General features: G+C 36.9%; 17 protein-coding genes and 1 pseudogene. All 18 read right to left on the bottom strand.

What is annotated here, in order from left to right; all coding sequences use genetic code 11:
• Positions 1–17 precede the first annotated feature (17 nt).
• Complete coding sequence (gene hrcA, locus J9537_RS06460) at positions 18–1,058, bottom strand: heat-inducible transcriptional repressor HrcA (RefSeq protein ID WP_010744596.1); 1,041 nt, start codon at positions 1,056–1,058, stop codon at positions 18–20.
• A gap of 121 nt (positions 1,059–1,179) precedes the next feature.
• Positions 1,180–2,328 carry a radical SAM family heme chaperone HemW gene (gene hemW / locus J9537_RS06455; protein ID WP_218257157.1) on the bottom strand — a complete coding sequence of 383 codons (1,149 nt, stop codon included), beginning with the start codon at positions 2,326–2,328 and terminating at the stop codon, positions 1,180–1,182.
• Between the two features lie 200 nt (positions 2,329–2,528).
• Positions 2,529–4,073, bottom strand: a pseudogene (locus J9537_RS06450) (IS1182 family transposase); the annotation flags it as partial.
• 151 nt (positions 4,074–4,224) lie between these two features.
• A complete protein-coding gene (locus tag J9537_RS06445; RefSeq protein WP_010744594.1) occupies positions 4,225–5,118 on the bottom strand; it encodes an LCP family protein in 894 nt (297 codons plus the stop codon).
• A 184-nt stretch (positions 5,119–5,302) separates the two neighbouring features.
• On the bottom strand, positions 5,303–5,875 hold the full coding sequence (locus J9537_RS06440) for a histidine phosphatase family protein (protein ID WP_218257156.1): 573 nt from the start codon (positions 5,873–5,875) through the stop codon (positions 5,303–5,305).
• Positions 5,872–6,633, bottom strand: a complete 762-nt coding sequence (cobS, locus tag J9537_RS06435) for an adenosylcobinamide-GDP ribazoletransferase (RefSeq protein ID WP_218257155.1) — start codon at positions 6,631–6,633, stop codon at positions 5,872–5,874. The genes J9537_RS06440 and cobS overlap by 4 nt, the downstream gene beginning before the upstream one ends.
• Complete coding sequence (gene cobU, locus J9537_RS06430) at positions 6,630–7,217, bottom strand: bifunctional adenosylcobinamide kinase/adenosylcobinamide-phosphate guanylyltransferase (RefSeq protein WP_218257154.1); 588 nt, start codon at positions 7,215–7,217, stop codon at positions 6,630–6,632. Before cobU ends, cobS begins: the two co-directional genes overlap by 4 nt.
• A 6-nt stretch (positions 7,218–7,223) precedes the next feature.
• Positions 7,224–7,958, bottom strand: coding sequence for a hypothetical protein (locus tag J9537_RS06425; RefSeq protein ID WP_245001302.1), 735 nt, complete (start codon positions 7,956–7,958; stop codon positions 7,224–7,226).
• A 7-nt stretch (positions 7,959–7,965) separates the two neighbouring features.
• Positions 7,966–8,661 (bottom strand): uroporphyrinogen-III synthase, encoded by a 696-nt coding sequence (locus J9537_RS06420; protein ID WP_218257152.1) that lies wholly within the window; start codon positions 8,659–8,661, stop codon positions 7,966–7,968.
• A gap of 10 nt (positions 8,662–8,671) precedes the next feature.
• Entirely contained in the window at positions 8,672–9,616 is a 945-nt protein-coding gene (gene hemC, locus J9537_RS06415) for a hydroxymethylbilane synthase (protein WP_218257151.1), read from the bottom strand.
• A gap of 37 nt (positions 9,617–9,653) precedes the next feature.
• Positions 9,654–10,220, bottom strand: coding sequence for a cob(I)yrinic acid a,c-diamide adenosyltransferase (locus J9537_RS06410; RefSeq protein WP_218257150.1), 567 nt, complete (start codon positions 10,218–10,220; stop codon positions 9,654–9,656).
• Entirely contained in the window at positions 10,217–11,719 is a 1,503-nt protein-coding gene (locus tag J9537_RS06405; protein ID WP_218257149.1) for a cobyric acid synthase, read from the bottom strand. Before J9537_RS06405 ends, J9537_RS06410 begins: the two co-directional genes overlap by 4 nt.
• Positions 11,719–12,528 carry an ATP-binding cassette domain-containing protein gene (locus tag J9537_RS06400; RefSeq protein WP_218257148.1) on the bottom strand — a complete coding sequence of 270 codons (810 nt, stop codon included), beginning with the start codon at positions 12,526–12,528 and terminating at the stop codon, positions 11,719–11,721. Before J9537_RS06400 ends, J9537_RS06405 begins: the two co-directional genes overlap by 1 nt.
• A gap of 26 nt (positions 12,529–12,554) precedes the next feature.
• Complete coding sequence (gene cbiQ, locus J9537_RS06395; protein WP_218257147.1) at positions 12,555–13,232, bottom strand: cobalt ECF transporter T component CbiQ; 678 nt, start codon at positions 13,230–13,232, stop codon at positions 12,555–12,557.
• Complete coding sequence (locus J9537_RS06390; protein WP_218257146.1) at positions 13,219–13,518, bottom strand: energy-coupling factor ABC transporter substrate-binding protein; 300 nt, start codon at positions 13,516–13,518, stop codon at positions 13,219–13,221. The genes cbiQ and J9537_RS06390 overlap by 14 nt, the downstream gene beginning before the upstream one ends.
• Complete coding sequence (locus tag J9537_RS06385) at positions 13,505–14,263, bottom strand: energy-coupling factor ABC transporter permease (RefSeq protein ID WP_425333177.1); 759 nt, start codon at positions 14,261–14,263, stop codon at positions 13,505–13,507. Before J9537_RS06385 ends, J9537_RS06390 begins: the two co-directional genes overlap by 14 nt.
• Positions 14,260–14,970, bottom strand: coding sequence for a cobalt-factor II C(20)-methyltransferase (locus J9537_RS06380; RefSeq protein ID WP_218257144.1), 711 nt, complete (start codon positions 14,968–14,970; stop codon positions 14,260–14,262). Before J9537_RS06380 ends, J9537_RS06385 begins: the two co-directional genes overlap by 4 nt.
• On the bottom strand, positions 14,963–15,745 hold the full coding sequence (locus tag J9537_RS06375; protein ID WP_218257143.1) for a sirohydrochlorin cobaltochelatase: 783 nt from the start codon (positions 15,743–15,745) through the stop codon (positions 14,963–14,965). Before J9537_RS06375 ends, J9537_RS06380 begins: the two co-directional genes overlap by 8 nt.
• Positions 15,746–15,747: the final 2 nt, after the last annotated feature.

Raw genomic sequence — 15,747 nt, 5'->3', positions numbered from 1 at the left:
CTTTTTAGGAATCGTTTCTAGTGATATAAATCCAAAGAACGATAATAATCGTCCAATGCATTTGTCAACTCGTATCGGAATACTTCCAATAAACCGAAAATTTTGGAATATGGCATGGACGTAGGTCCTAACAATGCAATGGTTCCTCGACCATGACCACGTATTTCATAATTAGCCTGAATCATGCTTAGATGATCAAACAAGTCATTCCCCATTTCAGTTCCGATCCGGACATGAATATTATTATCAGAAGGTAATAATAGTTGGGTCAGCTCATCAGAATTCTGCATCAAGGAATACATCGACTTCACGTGGCTGAGATCTTGGTCTGGATTAAAATTCAAAATATTCATCCGCCCACTCACAAACACTTTGTCCTCAAAAGCATCATTCAATACCACATCAAATAGATGACTAATTCCTTCAGTTGTTTGGAAATAACGATGTAAGATCATTGGAATTTCGGTTCTCAACTTTTGATAAACACTTACCAAAGGCTGTCCAACTAAACGATCGTTAATTATTCGAACCATTTTTTCCAAGTCTTGACTATCAACATTTTCAGGTATGCGAAAAACTTGGCTTTCAACATTCCCCTTATCCGTAACGATGATCGCCAAAATCTGCCGGTCATTCAATGGAACGATTCTGAAACCAGTCAATGTTCGATCTTTCATTTCAGGACCTAACGAAAACGCCGTATAGCTTGTAACTTGTGAAAGTATTTTGGCAGATTGTTGAATGATATCATCAATTTCATGGATATCTTTCTTTAACGATCTGCGTATCTGATCTACTTCTTGATTACTCACCTTTGCTGGCGTCAGTAAATGATCCACATAATAACGATAGCCTAATGCAGAAGGAATTCTTCCAGAAGAAGAATGAGTTTTTTCTAGTAGACCCAATTCTTCTAAAGCTTTCATATCATTTCGGATAGTCGCGGAACTTGCTTTTACGCCTTCTTCCATCAAACTTTTTGATCCAACCGGCTGCCCTGTGTTGGTAAAGTCTTGGATGATTAAGCTGAGAATCAGTTTCTGTCTTTCCGTTAACATTCTTCTCATCCTTTAGTTAGCACTCTTTCTTTTTAAGTGCTAACTCGATTATTAATATACCACATCTGCTTTATAAGTCAAGAAAAAAATACAAAAAATTAGCACTCGATATGCGAGAGTGCTAATTGGGTTTGCTCAATAAAAACTTCTCGAAAACGTCATTTCCTCTAAATAAGCCTTGTCGTGTTAAAAAGACGCGTGAATCCGTCTCTACTAAAAGGTTTTGCTCCTTCAAATCGTTAATAACTTCACCATAAATCTCTGACATACTATGGCCGAAACGCTCGAAAAAAACAGCCTTTTCTACACCTAAAATTTTTCTTAAGCCTAAAAACATCTCTTCTTCAATCTGCTCATAAAGAGAGACCTGTTCTTCTTCAAGCACTGGTAATTTTTCTTCATTCAATGATCTCAAATAATGCTGAATAGGTCCGCGATTTTTATAGCGCCGATTTCCAATATACCCGCTGGCACCTGCACCAAGCCCAAAATAATTCTGATTGTTCCAATATACAAGATTGTGTTGACTTTCAAATCCTGGTTTGGCAAAATTACTGATTTCATATTGCTTTCGCCCTGCTTTTTCCATCGCTTCAATCGTTTCCGCATACATTTGTGCTTCTAATTCTTGCTCCGGCAGATGCATTTTTCCGCGCCGTACCCAATTCATAAACATTGTCTGGTTTTCTAAAATTAATGAGTACAATGCGTAATGTGGTAAATCTAATTCCAACGCGCGGGTCACAGTATCCCGAAAACTTTCCAAACTTTGGCCTGGCAGAGCATAGATTAGATCAATTGTCACATTCTGAAACTCTTTTTCCTCTAACAATTGAATGGTTTGATAGACATCCTGTGCTGTATGTTTACGGCCTATTTTTTTTAATAAACGATCATCAAAGGTTTGAACACCCATCGACACTCGATTAACCTCATAATTTTTCATTACATCCAATTTATCAGCGGAAAGATCACCGGGGTTTGCTTCAATTGTGAATTCACCTTCTGTATATGGGAGTATTTCTCGCAAGCCACTTAATAATCGATCTAGCTGTAGAGCGTTCAATGAAGTTGGTGTTCCACCTCCAATGTAGAGTGTCTTCATATTATCGATTGGATTTTGTTCAAGGGTGAAACGCGCTTCCTTTAATAAAGCGTCAATATATTCATCTACAGGCTGACCTTCAAGAAAAACCTTATTGAAATCACAGTAATAACAGATGTGTTCACAAAAAGGAATGTGAATATAAGCTGAAGTTGATTGTGTCATTGTATTCCTCTTTCTTCTATTAAATAGTAACAGAAGTATTCTATCATAATTAGTGTTTTTATTAGTGAACTATAGGATTTAATAATGAATAAGAGGCCGTGACATAAGTCATAGTCTTTAATAGGAAAAAATTGGCGTCCATAAATCAGTAAATGATTTATGGACGCCAATTTCTATGTACCCAAGGTGCCCAGCCGTTTCATTGCCGCTAACTTTCTCATATTCAATGCCATGATAAGGATGCCCGTTTCCTTTTTCACCTTTTCCATGCCTCGAACATGGTACCGAGTGAAATGCAAACAAGCCTTCATCCATCCAAAAACAGGTTCTACGTCAATTTTTCTTTGTGCGTAGATTTTTCCATTTTCAGGTTCTGAAAGCAAGGTGCGTTGTTTGGCTTTAAAATATTCTAACGAAGGATTGACCTTAATGATGCGTGTATTTCCCCCTTGGGTCAACGCTTCTTGAATCACTTCTTTGTTTTCTGTGTATTTCTCTGCTTTGTATTCTTTAAAATCTCGGACAAACCCATCGACTTTATCCGTCTCTGTTCTGTACGCATTGAAATTAAAACGAACACCTTTTGGATCAAGATAATAATCCTCTTGTTCGTTGTACGTCCAATTCATCACTTTTCGTTCGTCCGATTGCCACTTCTTACTCTGTTCTTTCAACATCGTTGAGTAAGGGATCAATGCAGTGTGGTTCGGTAGTTCATCTTCAAGGTACCGATAATTTTGTTCTGAACCATACCCTGCATCCGCGACAATATGCATTGGGAGGCGATTCGCCACGTTCAATTTTTTTATAAACGTGGGAAAGGTTTTGGTATCCGTTGGATTTTGATAGACATCATAACCCAAAATGAACTGATTACTGGTGGCTATTTGAAGATTGAACGCAGGTTTTAATTGCCCATTGCGCATAGGATCTTCTTTGACACGCATAAATGTGGCATCGTTATCTGTTTTTGAATAGCTATTGCGGGCACCACAAATAACTAAGCGCTGTTGATGATCGACCATTTTTTCACGCCGTTCATTTAGTTTTCGTGTTTGTGCTTTTAATAAACGGCGCTGCTGTTTGGCTGGATTTGGTGAAACCTTTCTGGTTTCAAGTACTTCTTGTTCCAATTCTTCTAGCCGTATTTCCAACCTCGTCAGTACTTCATCTATCATATCTAATGTGAGTGAGGTTCCTTCAGGAACGTGACTCGCTAAATGTGCCTCTTTCAGTTCAGACATCAAAGAGACGATCTGCTCACGATTCATTTTGTCATAGTTGAGCGTGGTCTTTTTCCAAACAAAACTGTATTTATTGGCATCTGCGAGGAGCTTCGTTCCATCGATAAAAATCGAATCATTAATCAATTGTCGCTCTCTTAAATAATGGACCAACGAATCCAACCCTTTTTCGATCAATGTTTCTAACTCATTGGAAACACGAAAGCGGGCAATGGTTCGATAGGTAGGCATCTGTTCTTGGGTCAACCAACGAGCCGGTAGGCTTTCTTCTGCCAACTGTTCAATTTTCCGACTGCTAAACACACTACGGGTATAGGCAAAAAGAACCAGTTTTAACATCGCACTCAAATCATAGTTCCGGGGACGACCAAAAAGATAGGAATCCGTGATTTCAAGAGATTCAACGAGTTCATTAATAAACCAAGCAGTGCTGTCTTTTTTTGGAATATAAGAAGTTGTGATATCTAAAGTGAGTTGATTCATGTTATAATTTGTATGCATGATTTTGATCCTTTCGGGGATTGAATGATTTAGAGTACGGGTGCTACCGTACTCTTTTATTTTACCCAAAAAGCACTAGAAAAGGACGTTTTTACGTCGTTTCTAGTGCTTTTTTTTGAGACTTATGTCACAGCCTCCGATTGTAAAAAGCTTACTCCGTCAGAAATTTATTAATCGCTTTCGCATTTACCTCAGAATCAATTTCCAACACACTTCCACTAGGCGTGTCATTATTAAACTCCCACGACTTATCGATTGGAATAGATAGTGTTTCGACTTTTTTAGTGTTTCCAAGAGCAAAGTCTTTTCCAACACTCAAAATCGTACTTTCAGGTAAATTTGTGTCAACATAGCCTAATAATTTTCCAGTAGTTTGCGGTAATTTACTTAATGAAGTTACGCTTGTAACTTGTTGAGAAATAGCGGATAGAACTTGCTGCTGTCTACGAATACGACCAAAATCGCCTTCTTCATCCTCACGGAAGCGAGAATATTGCAACAAAGTATTGCCATCCATTTTTTGTTTTCCGGATTTAATATAGACTTGATCCAAATCTAAATCCTTTTCTGCATCTATAGTTACCCCTTTTGGAAATAAACTATCAATTGCATCCTTAAAATGATCGAAATCAATCGTGACGTAATACTCAATTGGTATATCAAAATTTTCCTTTAATGTTTTTCTCACTAATTCAATTCCACCATATGAATATGCTGCATTTATTTTATCCTTGCCATGATCAGGAATATCTACATAACTATCTCTCATGATTGAAACCAACTTAGGTTGTTCCTTCTTTTGATCATAGTGGGCAATCATTAGTGAGTCAGAACGTCCACGATCTTCTCCACGAGAATCTGTCCCTATAATCAAGATGTTTAAATCATTTTGATCAGGGGCTTCTTCTCCATTAAAGGCAATTGTTTGTTTTGATTGGGCATGTTTTGTTGATTCATATCCCTGCAAAAATGAAAAAATGAGATAGCACTCAAAAACAAGCAAAATTCCTAACACAATTAAGATAACACGTTTGAAAATTTTCATACTAAAATCCTCTCTGCAACACCAAAGAAGTCAAATAATTCTAAACTTCAACTAGATTGATGACCATTCAATTATTCTTCACTCAGTTTATATTAAAATTCTATTCGTTTCTGGATATATTGTTTTTTTTAAGAATTTTTTGATAAAAAAAGACCGTTCGCAAAGAAACGATCTTCAATCATACTCATATATTCCATTTTATAAAAGTGAAAGTACCGTTTTCTACTTCTATCAATGAATAATTTCCCTGATCCACATTTATTTCCCAAAAGTCAAACTCTGGAAAGTATTCCATTAAAATAGTCCGTAGTACGCCAAGATGTCCAACAATAGCGAAGTCTTTCTTTTGGTTCAACAATATTTCAAAAATAGTCAACACACGCCGTTGAAAATCCGAAAATTTTTCAGCATTTTTAGGTGTATATTCAAAGGGTGACGATAACCATTGCTCCCATTCAAGAGGAAAAGCTGAATTAATTTGGTCCGCTGACATTCCTTCCCATATGCCAAAATCCTTCTCGTTTAAATTCCTTAAAGAAAGGATTTTCTTATCTGGAAAAACTATTTGTGCCGTTTCGATTGTTCGCCTTAACGTACTCGTATAAACATTCAAATTATTATTCATTCTTTCGAACTTTTTTGCTAGTAATTTCGCTTGTTCAATTCCTTGATCGTTCAATGATATATCTGTTTTTCCATAAAACAAATGACGTCGATTAAATTCTGTTTCTCCATGCCGCATTAAATATATTTTCATAAGAATCCTCGCATTAAGACCAGTGTTAGCATATACACGCATTGTGAAATTGGGGAAGAAGCTCCCAGTGTGTCTCCGTTGAAGCCGCCAACTTTACTTATCACCAACTTACGATAAAAAAAAGTCATTAGTACAGTTGTCACATAACAGACAATACCAACCTTTCCTAAAAAAAGAACCAATGTTAAGAAAGACAAGAGTTGACATAAGCCTATTTCATGATTTTTTACATTTAGAAAGGTTGTTCCTAATCCTTCTGTGTTACTTCCCGTATAGCTCATTTGATAAAATAGAAGACTGATGCTATTTTTTCCAATAAGATTCAACAGCAAAACAATGACTGCTTGCTGTGTATATTGAAGGTGTGGCACTAGTGTAAAAAAACTGAATAACAAAAATAAATAATAAAAAACAATGGCTAAGACGCCATTACTTCCTACTCTGCTGTCTTTCATGATCTCAAGCATCCGCTCTTTTTGTCGTGATGAAAAAAGTCCATCTGCCATATCTGATAGGGCATCTAAGTGAAAACCACCTGTCAGCATAACATCGAAAAAAAGGATAATAATCCATGAAATACTTGCTCCAAAAAAGTGCTGAATTCCCCAATAGACTATTGCTTCAAGAAATCCAAGCATTAATCCGAACAGCGAAAAAAAACGAACCCCAGAACGCATTTTCATTTCAGGCTCGTCAATTACTACAGGTATAGGTATTCGAGTAAAAAATTGAAAATAGAGAATTATGCTATCTATCATTTGATCTTCATGGGAATACCGGCTATCACTAAGTATGCCTTATCCGCTTCCTTTCCTAAGATTTGATTGACATGCCCTAAAACATCTCTAAACCAACGAGAAAAAGAATTTTCTGGTACAATGCCTAAGCCAACTTCATTAGTTACCACAATTAGATGCGAGGAACTATGTTTTGCTGCGACTAGAATTTTTTCCCATTGAATTAAAAGTTTTGCTTCAATATCTTCCTTCTCTTTTTCAGAAAGCCTAGCAATTTCTTTATCAATGACTTCATAATCTTCACCAAATTGTTCCTTCATTAAGTGAAAGAAGAAATTCGTAGTTAACATCGTCGCACAATCAAGCAAATGAGCCGAAACAGTCTTTTCTTCAATGACATCGGCAACATTCAAATAAGTTTCGCTAGTTGACCAATTTTTAGACCGTCTTTTTTTATGGTGTAGAATACGAATTCTCATTTCCTCGTCCTGTGCTATACAGTTCGTAGCAATGTAGTTGACGTTTGCTTTTGTATCAAGCAAACTTTCGGCAAAAGCTGACTTTCCACTCCGCGCGCCACCGGTCACTAGCGTAATTTCTCCCACAATCGTTCACTCCTTTATGAATTCACCGATTTTCTTTAATTCAGGGTAGCGAGTTAAGATATCTATTTCATCTTTCGATCTTACAGCCAGCAATACGACTGTTGCTGGTCCGGCAGAACAATCAAGCTCTTTTTCTTCTATAAATTCTACATAAAAATCTGATACTTCAGTCATTAGTTCGGCCTCGAAACGAATTCCCTTTGACCCCACAGGAAGCATGTCTAAAACACCACGTTCTGCCTTAAGTGCTTTTACTAAAGGGTAAGAAAAGATATTTTGAGTATTTATTCTTACCATTTCTCCAACAAAGGGTTGCCCTAGTTGTAAAAGACTGCAGGCTTCACTCATTCTGAACGTTTCTTTTTCTGAAGTCGTCTCAGCAATAACTGTAATTCCTAGACTCGTAGTTTTTGTCTCTATGTTTTCCTCCGTACTTCCATTTAGCGGTAAATGGGTAAGATCTGCTTTTTCTAATTCCTTTTTGATCCCTTTGAGCATACGATTCCCAGTTGTTTCATACTCATTACCGACCAAATCAATCACAGCTATTGGTTCTGCTCCAAAACAAAACAATTCCATCAAAGGAACGCGTAAACAATATGCTGCTGTAATTGCCGGATCAATCTCAACGAGATCTTGTTGCTTCTCGCCTATACCCGCAGTTGAATCACAAGCGATCACTAATTTTTTTTCACCGGAAATAGGAATAATAGATAAATCACGATATTTGCTTGCTGGCACGGCTTTCTCACCCTCTTTCCTTAATGTATTGCAATAGACACTCATATAAATGCTGCATATCATATATTTGGGGTTGGACGTTAACAGAATGATGTTCCATTTCTATAACTTTCGCCGTCACAGGTCCAATAGCAGCAATTTTTATACGCTTCCAAAAATTATCCGGTAATTGTTGAAAATCCTTAATTATCTTTGAAAAAGAATTCCATGCTGAAGGACTAGCAAATAGAACATAATCAAGTGTTTCACTCAACAATAACTCTTTCAAGCGTTCTTGATCCCTTACTAAAAATTCATTTTTATAAGTTACCTGTTCGAATACGATATGCCCTCGATTTGTTAATGCATTATAAATTACACGTCTGGCATTAAATGAATGAGGCCAAAAAACACGTTGCTTTGTCTTCACCAAGCTAAGCCATTCTTCAACTAGACCTTCTGAAAATCCCTCTTTTGGTTGAAAGTCTACATTAACATTTAACTCATTCAGCACTTTTTTTGTCTGATTGCCAATCGCGAGCACTTTAGCTTGTTTGTTTAGTTGAGCAAAATCAAAATACTTTACTGCGTTCGCACTGGTAAAAAAAATCCACTCATAGTTTTTCTCTAGACGCTGATGAGGCAAAGGTATTGTTCTATTCAATGGAATAGAAATTATTTCAGTATCTTCTTGCGCAAATTTTTGTCGAATAGCTTCTGGCATCGGTGATTCTCTAGTGTATAAAAGTTTCTTTTTGATCGTTTTTACACTCCTCAATCAATGAAATTGCACCTTGCTGGATCATTTTGTCCGCTACAGCTTTCCCCAAAATTACTGGATCATTCCCCTGCATCGTTTCTTTTAGAATAATTTCCCCATTTTCACTACCGATCATTCCTGTTAATTCATACGTGTTGGCTTTTGGAAGGCTGTAGGCTCCTACAGGAAAAGTACAACTGCCGTCCATGCTATTTAAAAAAGCTCGCTCTGCTGTTACTGCTATAGCTGTTTCTTTGTGCTCCATTTTTTTGAGCATGGTTAGTACTTCTTTGTTATCTTTGCGACATTCCAAAGCTATGGCCCCTTGTCCAATGGCTGGCAGCATAATTTTAGGCGAAAGTTCTTGGTGATAAACACTTTGATCCAAGCCCAGTCTTTCTAATCCTGCTAAGGCCAACACAATGGCATCATATTGACCCTCATTCATTTTGCGAATTCTAGTATCTATATTTCCTCTTATTGGTTGAATGTTAAAATCTGGACGAGCATGTAATAGCTGTGCCTTTCTGCGTAGACTGCTTGTACCAACGACGGCATTTCTAGGCAAAGAGTTCAAGGTATATCCGACTTCCTTGATAATAAGAGCATCCGTTGGTGAATGACGCTTCATCACACAAGCGAGAATCAGTTCATCATGTATCGTCGTAGGAATATCCTTCAAACTATGTATAGCAAAATCAATATTTCCAACACGAAGTTGATATTCCAATTCTCTAACAAAACAGCCCTGCCCACCAATCGCTTGCAAGTTGTGGGTAGCCAAATGATCCCCTTTTGTTTTGATCTTTACAAGTTCTACCTCTACATTCGGGTTATACTTTTTAAAAATAGCTAGAGCTTGTTTTGTTTGTGTCGTCGCTAACTTACTACCTCGCGTTCCTACTTTCAGCTTCTTCATTCTCATCCTTCTTTCATTCAGATAGCTCTTTTCTGAATCATTTTTTTCTATTAAACACAGAGACACTATTTTCATAAAAAATTTCTGATTGCCCAGCCTGATTATTGACCCATCGAGCCAATACAAAAAAGTAATCAGACAAACGGTTCAAAAATTTCAACGCCTCCATGTTTACAGCTTCCTGATGCTCGAATAAATCTACAGCATTCCGCTCAGCCTCGCGAGTGAAACAACGACAAAGATGTAAATTTGCGGCTGCAACAGTTCCTCCCGGCAAAATAAATTGATTAATCTTTGGCAATTTACTCCAATATAAATCAATCTTCTCTTCAAGCCATTTGATTAGTTTTGCTTCAACTTTGTATGGACGTTTTTCCTCAGGAGTGGCAAAATCGCTACCACAATCAAAAATCCATTGTTGAACTTGGACTAGTTCAGCATATAATAAATCTTCTTTCTCTAAGCCCGCAATCGTCAATCCAACTTGAGCATTCAGCGTATCAATAGCCCCATATGTCTGAACACGAGGAGCATTCTTTTTTGCCCTGCCACCACCAACTAGCCGAGTAAAGCCTTGATCTCCGTATCGCGTATAAATACTCATACGGACACCTCCTCCTGACTAATAATTTGATAAATTTTTTCTAAATCTACATTTTCGCGAATCAAATCTGCTAATCTGTCATACTGTTGATTCTTATACTCATCGTAAGGTACAGCAATTTCCTTGATTGCTTGTAATCCTTTCACTTCTCGAGCTTGATTCAACAGTGAACGTCTCCAAGCAGTATTATCAAATACTCCATGAAGATACGTTCCGACAACAAGCTTATCCGAGCTGATAGCGCCATCATATTTTGAAGTCTTCTTACCATTTTCAGAGAAAACGTGGGCGAAGTACTGCTGTTCATAATTTTCTGTTCTGCCCATATGAATTTCGTAGCCGTTAATTATTGTTTCTCCAATTTTGGCCTCTACTCTAGTGGTCGTTTTTTTGGATTCAAAATAAGTCTCTGTATCTAACAATCCAAGTCCTTGGAGACTACCATGAGTAGACTCAATTTGCTGAGGGTCATGCAGCATCTTCCCTAATAATTGAAACCCGCCACAAATACCGAAAATCATCTTACCTTCCGTACGAACACGTTGTATTTCTTTTGCTAATCCTGATTCCTTCAAGTACAAACAATCCTCAAGAGTATTTTTACTTCCCGGCAAAATAACTATGTCAGGGTTGCCCAACTTATCTCCAGGAAAAACATATCGAACAGAGACATCTGGTTCACTTTCTAAGCTCTTAAAATCTGTAAAATTAGACATTTTAGATAGTCCGATTACTGCAATATCTAATTCTTTTTGAGTGTTGTATGAACGATTTACTTTTGATAAAGCAACACTATCTTCATCTTCAATATTTAATTGCGCATAAGGAATAACTCCTACCACCGGAATATCTGTTAAATCCTCGATCATTTTTAGTCCAGGATCTAACAAGGCAATGTCCCCGCGAAATTTATTAATAATGATCCCTTTAATCCTTGCTCTATCTTCTGGTTCTAATAAATGAACTGTTCCGTAAATAGAAGCAAAAACACCACCTTTGTCAATATCTGCCACTAAAAGAACAGGGGCATCCGCAATTTTAGCCATGCCCATATTAGCGATATCACGACTATTTAAATTGATTTCGGCAGGACTACCGGCGCCTTCAAGCACAATCACATCATTTTCCCTTACTAACTCTTGATATAAGTCAGAAATTTTCTCGATTAGTCGTGGTTTGTATTCATGATATTCAACTGCATCCATATCACAGAGAACTTTACCCTTGAAAATAACTTGTGATTTACGATCTGAAGTTGGTTTCAATAAGACAGGATTCATTCGTACATCTGGTTCAACTCCGGCTGCTTCTGCTTGGAAAACTTGTGCACGTCCCATTTCTTTGCCTTGTAGAGTAATGTAAGAGTTAAGCGCCATATTTTGAGATTTAAATGGCATCACCTTTAATCCATCTTGATGAAAGATTCTACACAAGCCAGCAACCAAAATACTCTTGCCAGAATCAGAGGCCGTCCCTTGAATCATTAAACTTTTACCCATTATTTCACCTCGCCTTCAAGTTTTATCTGCATGAATTCTTGTTGATTTTTGACAAGTGGAAACCCTAGTTGCTGATGTACTTTTACTAACCAAGGTTGCTCCAGACCAGCCTGCTTTAATAATTCTCCATCTAAAAAAACTTGATCAGAATTTCCCTCTTGAATAATTGTTCCTTTATCAATCACATATAGGTAATCGCAAACCTCGTACATTAAATCCATGTCATGACTAGATAAAATGATTCTGGTTCCTTGCTGTATTAGTTGAGAAATAATTTCTATCATTTGCTGCTTTCCAGCCGGATCTAGTCCCGAAGTCGGTTCGTCTAGCAGTAGCCACTTTGTTTTAAGCATCAGGACACTTGCAATCGCTACTTTCTTCTTTTGACCGTAGCTCAAGTACTGAACAGGTTTCTTCTTTAAATGTTCAATATTCAGCAGCGAAAAAACTTCCTTCATTCTACTTTCTATCTGAGCCTGCTTAATCCCAAGGTTTTTCAAAGCAAAAGACACATCATCCTCTACGATAGAGTAAAAGATTTGATGTTCAGGTTCCTGAAATACAATCCCAACTTCTTGACGATATTGATATAATGCTGATTTATTATAATTTAATGGACGATTCTCATAGATAATCTCACCTTGATTCGGACGCAACAGACCAACAATTGCCGCAAATAAAGTCGATTTTCCAGAACCATTTGCACCTAAAACCCCTACAGCTTTATGATCGCTAAAATTCAGAGAAAGATGATGCAATACATCTGTTTGATTTTCGTAACTGATACATAAATCGGTTACTTTAAACATTTTGGTTCCTTCTTTCATTTTGAGTATTACAGTGGAAAGTCACCGTCAAAAAATTTCATTTCCAAGGACAAAATCATTTTGTTAAAACGATCAAATGTCTGGAAGAACAACATCTTTATCAAAACGCCCAATGATTGATAGCTGTTTTTCAATCCCTTGAATCCAAACCGCATGTCTTGTGCTCGCTTAATAACTAAAAATTCATTCGCAAAAATGAAAATAAATCGATACATAAGCATCGTCAATTCAATTAACAGCGCTGGAAAGTGCGCTCTTTTCATTACTATTAACAATTGACTAAAAGGGACAGTGAGAATAAAGAAATACGTACAAACTAAACAACTAAAAGATCGGAAGAAAAGTTTTAATCCTATTAAAAGTGAAGAATGCGTTACTCCTAAAAAGTGATTAAACAATGGGATTTCGAAAACGAATCCTTTTGAACTTGAACTAAACGAAAATAAAACAGTCAAAATACTTATCACTAAAAAAGGAGCGGGAACAAGTAACCATTTAAGGTACCTTTTTAGAGTTATCTTAGTAACATAGATAGTAATTGCTCCAATAACGATACTTAATCCTCCTTGAACGATTGGCCGAGTTAAAAAACAGGTAATCAGTAAAAATAAATACAAAATACTTTTTGATGTGGGAGAAATCTCAATCATTCTGTTTTCGTAAGCAATTTTATCAATTAACAGCATTTTTCTTTTTTCCTTTGTAATACCCTAAAATATAGGTAATGATTCCTACGCCTAAGCTCCCCTGCAGAGTAAATAACAAGCTTTCAATCTCACCACTTTTCGGCTCCAATAGCGAATCAAACCATGGGGTATAATTTGGATCAATTTCTGTGATAACCGATTCTGCTTCCCCATCAGAACCGCCAAATTCTCCATTTTTATTGATTAATAGAGCTCCGATCATTAATATGGCAACCGCTACCAAAAGAATAATATTCAAACTCGTTTTAGATTTATTTTTTTCCATTATTCAAAATACCTCCCTCTTGAAAAGGAAAATTTGCTGAAATCAAATTGTAGGCAACAACTGTTAATAGACCTTCGGCAATAGCTATTGGAATCTGTGTTAACATGAAGACTCCTACAAATTTCATAATTGCTCCTACAACACCTGAAGAAGGATCTGGAAAAACAAGACCCAATTGGAGCGACGTGGTAAAATAAGTTGCTAAATCAGCGATGAATGCACATAAAAATAGACTGATTGAATGTGAAACATTGATTTTTTTTAGAATAAGATAAACACCATAGCCTACGAAAGGACCTACTACCGCCATTGAAAAAGCATTAGCCCCCAAAGTTGTTATGCCACCGTGCGCAAGAAGTAAGGCTTGAAAAAGTAGACAAATCGTGCCAAGTACACTGATTACTCCGGGGCCAAATAGAGCCGTTCCAATACCGACTCCTGTCGGATGCGAGGTAGAGCCGGTTACTGAAGGGATTTTTAATGCCGATAGGATAAAAATAAATGCCCCGCTAAAAGCTAACAGAACTTTGTTTTGTGGATTATCTGAGACAGTTCTTCGAATGCTGATCAAACCGTAGATAAAAAAGGGAATGAACGCCGCATACCAGAACAAACACCACCCTAGCGGTAAGAATCCCTCCATAATATGCATAGCATGAGCCTTTTGAGGCCATATTAAAATCATGAGAAGCACTGCAAGAAATAGTCTTTCCATCGTTTTACGGTTCCACTTCATTTTTTTCATCCTTTCAACGTTCTGTTTTTGTAAACAATCATCGTGCTGAAATATGATAAATCATCTTCTGGATTCAACTCGCTTAGACCAATTACTATTTTTTCTGATTCCATTGAAGAATCGCTGACTAGTATTGTTTGTTCCAAAAGATCCAATCTTGTTAAGATTTTTAATACTTTAGGTAAGGCAATGGACACTTTCATCAATACTACTGTTGAAAGTTGCTCTAAAGCCATTTGTAGAGTTGTTTCTTCTGCTGTTGCTGGTAATACGGCGTAACTTTCTTCATCAATGACTAGAGGAATCTGTAAGTGATTTGAAATTTGGCTAAAAGATGAAATTCCTGGTATTGTTTCTGTTTCAACGTGATCTGCTATTCGTTCCAATAAATAACTGTATGTGCTATAAACCATTGGATCTCCAAGTGTAATAAAGGCGACATTTAAACCACTTTTAACATCATTAATAATTTCTTTAGCAATTTCATTCCAAGCCTTTTGCTTTTCATCCCAATCTTTAACCATTGGAAAGTATCGTTGCTTAATTATCGTTCTTTCTCTTACATAAGGAGTCACGATTTGTAAAGCAAGACTCTTTCCTCCTTTTTTGGGTTCTGGAGTGTAAAGACAATCCACCCGTTCAATGACTTCTTTCCCGCGAATTGTCAATAAATCCGATGCGCCAGGGCCAGTACCAACACCGTAGAATTTAGCCATTAGATTTTCCTTTCATTATCATCGCCGCATGTTCAATAAACAGTTCCTGAATTTCAGTTGCTTCACCCATTCCCTTAAGAAATGTCTCAACATGAAATCCAGCTCGTTCTAATTGAGATTTCCAAGAATTTTCGTCATCAGAAGCCATATCATTTGTTGCGTGATCTCCTGCTACTAGCATTAACGGATATAACTTGATTTTTTTATAGCTGCTTTTTTTCAGTCGCTCAATCAATGAAGAGATTTCAGGATAGCTTTCCACTGCGCAAACAAAAATAGGTTTTTCCATTAACATATGATCTAAACAGGCATAAACTGTGAAGGAGGAATGTTGACTTCCATGCCCCATAAGAACCAAAGCCTCGTCTTCATCAAGATTCTTCGCTAATAAATCCAACCAGGCAATAACCTTTTGATAATCTTCTATACCACTTAATAACGGTCGCCCAACTTCTAATTTTTTAAAGTCATTCTTGTATCTCATTGCTTGGTGAAGTGCTTTAGAATATTCACTTCCAGGAATGATGTGTAGTGGTTGAACATATACCTCTTCGTAACCTTTATCAATTAATTGTTGCATTTGTTGATCTACTGTCAAAATGGTTGTCTTTTCTTGTTCTTTGATTTTTTTGATTACTTTATTAGAAGTAAAAGCTCGAAAAACATCACAACTCGGATACGTTTGACTTAGTTTTTTCTCTACAGCCTCAATCGTTTTTTTTCTCGTTTCTGGATAACTTGTACCAAAGCTTACGGCCACTAATGCAGGCTTCATTG

It is taken from the genome of Enterococcus raffinosus (assembly GCF_019175485.1).
Lineage (GTDB): Bacteria > Bacillota > Bacilli > Lactobacillales > Enterococcaceae > Enterococcus_A > Enterococcus_A raffinosus.
Note: the sequence above shows the minus strand (reverse complement) of the source record. Positions and strands in the feature narration are given on the sequence as shown.

Bases quoted from the DNA above. Each gene is read 5' to 3' on its own strand.
- J9537_RS06420 (WP_218257152.1), bottom strand. From the start codon at position 8,661: ATGCCAGAAGCTATTCGACAAAAATTTGCGCAAGAAGATACTGAAATA.
- J9537_RS06385 (WP_425333177.1), bottom strand. From the start codon at position 14,263: ATGAAAAAAATGAAGTGGAACCGTAAAACGATGGAAAGACTATTTCTT.
- J9537_RS06375 (WP_218257143.1), bottom strand. From the start codon at position 15,745: ATGAAGCCTGCATTAGTGGCCGTAAGCTTTGGTACAAGTTATCCAGAA.
- J9537_RS06445 (WP_010744594.1), bottom strand. From the start codon at position 5,118: ATGAAAATTTTCAAACGTGTTATCTTAATTGTGTTAGGAATTTTGCTT.
- hemW (WP_218257157.1), bottom strand. From the start codon at position 2,328: ATGACACAATCAACTTCAGCTTATATTCACATTCCTTTTTGTGAACAC.
- cobS (WP_218257155.1), bottom strand. From the start codon at position 6,633: ATGATAGATAGCATAATTCTCTATTTTCAATTTTTTACTCGAATACCT.
- J9537_RS06440 (WP_218257156.1), bottom strand. From the start codon at position 5,875: ATGAAAATATATTTAATGCGGCATGGAGAAACAGAATTTAATCGACGT.
- hrcA (WP_010744596.1), bottom strand. From the start codon at position 1,058: ATGTTAACGGAAAGACAGAAACTGATTCTCAGCTTAATCATCCAAGAC.
- J9537_RS06400 (WP_218257148.1), bottom strand. From the start codon at position 12,528: ATGTTTAAAGTAACCGATTTATGTATCAGTTACGAAAATCAAACAGAT.
- cbiQ (WP_218257147.1), bottom strand. From the start codon at position 13,232: ATGCTGTTAATTGATAAAATTGCTTACGAAAACAGAATGATTGAGATT.
- J9537_RS06405 (WP_218257149.1), bottom strand. From the start codon at position 11,719: ATGGGTAAAAGTTTAATGATTCAAGGGACGGCCTCTGATTCTGGCAAG.
- J9537_RS06380 (WP_218257144.1), bottom strand. From the start codon at position 14,970: ATGGCTAAATTCTACGGTGTTGGTACTGGCCCTGGCGCATCGGATTTA.
- J9537_RS06410 (WP_218257150.1), bottom strand. From the start codon at position 10,220: ATGAGTATTTATACGCGATACGGAGATCAAGGCTTTACTCGGCTAGTT.
- J9537_RS06390 (WP_218257146.1), bottom strand. From the start codon at position 13,518: ATGGAAAAAAATAAATCTAAAACGAGTTTGAATATTATTCTTTTGGTA.
- hemC (WP_218257151.1), bottom strand. From the start codon at position 9,616: ATGAAGAAGCTGAAAGTAGGAACGCGAGGTAGTAAGTTAGCGACGACA.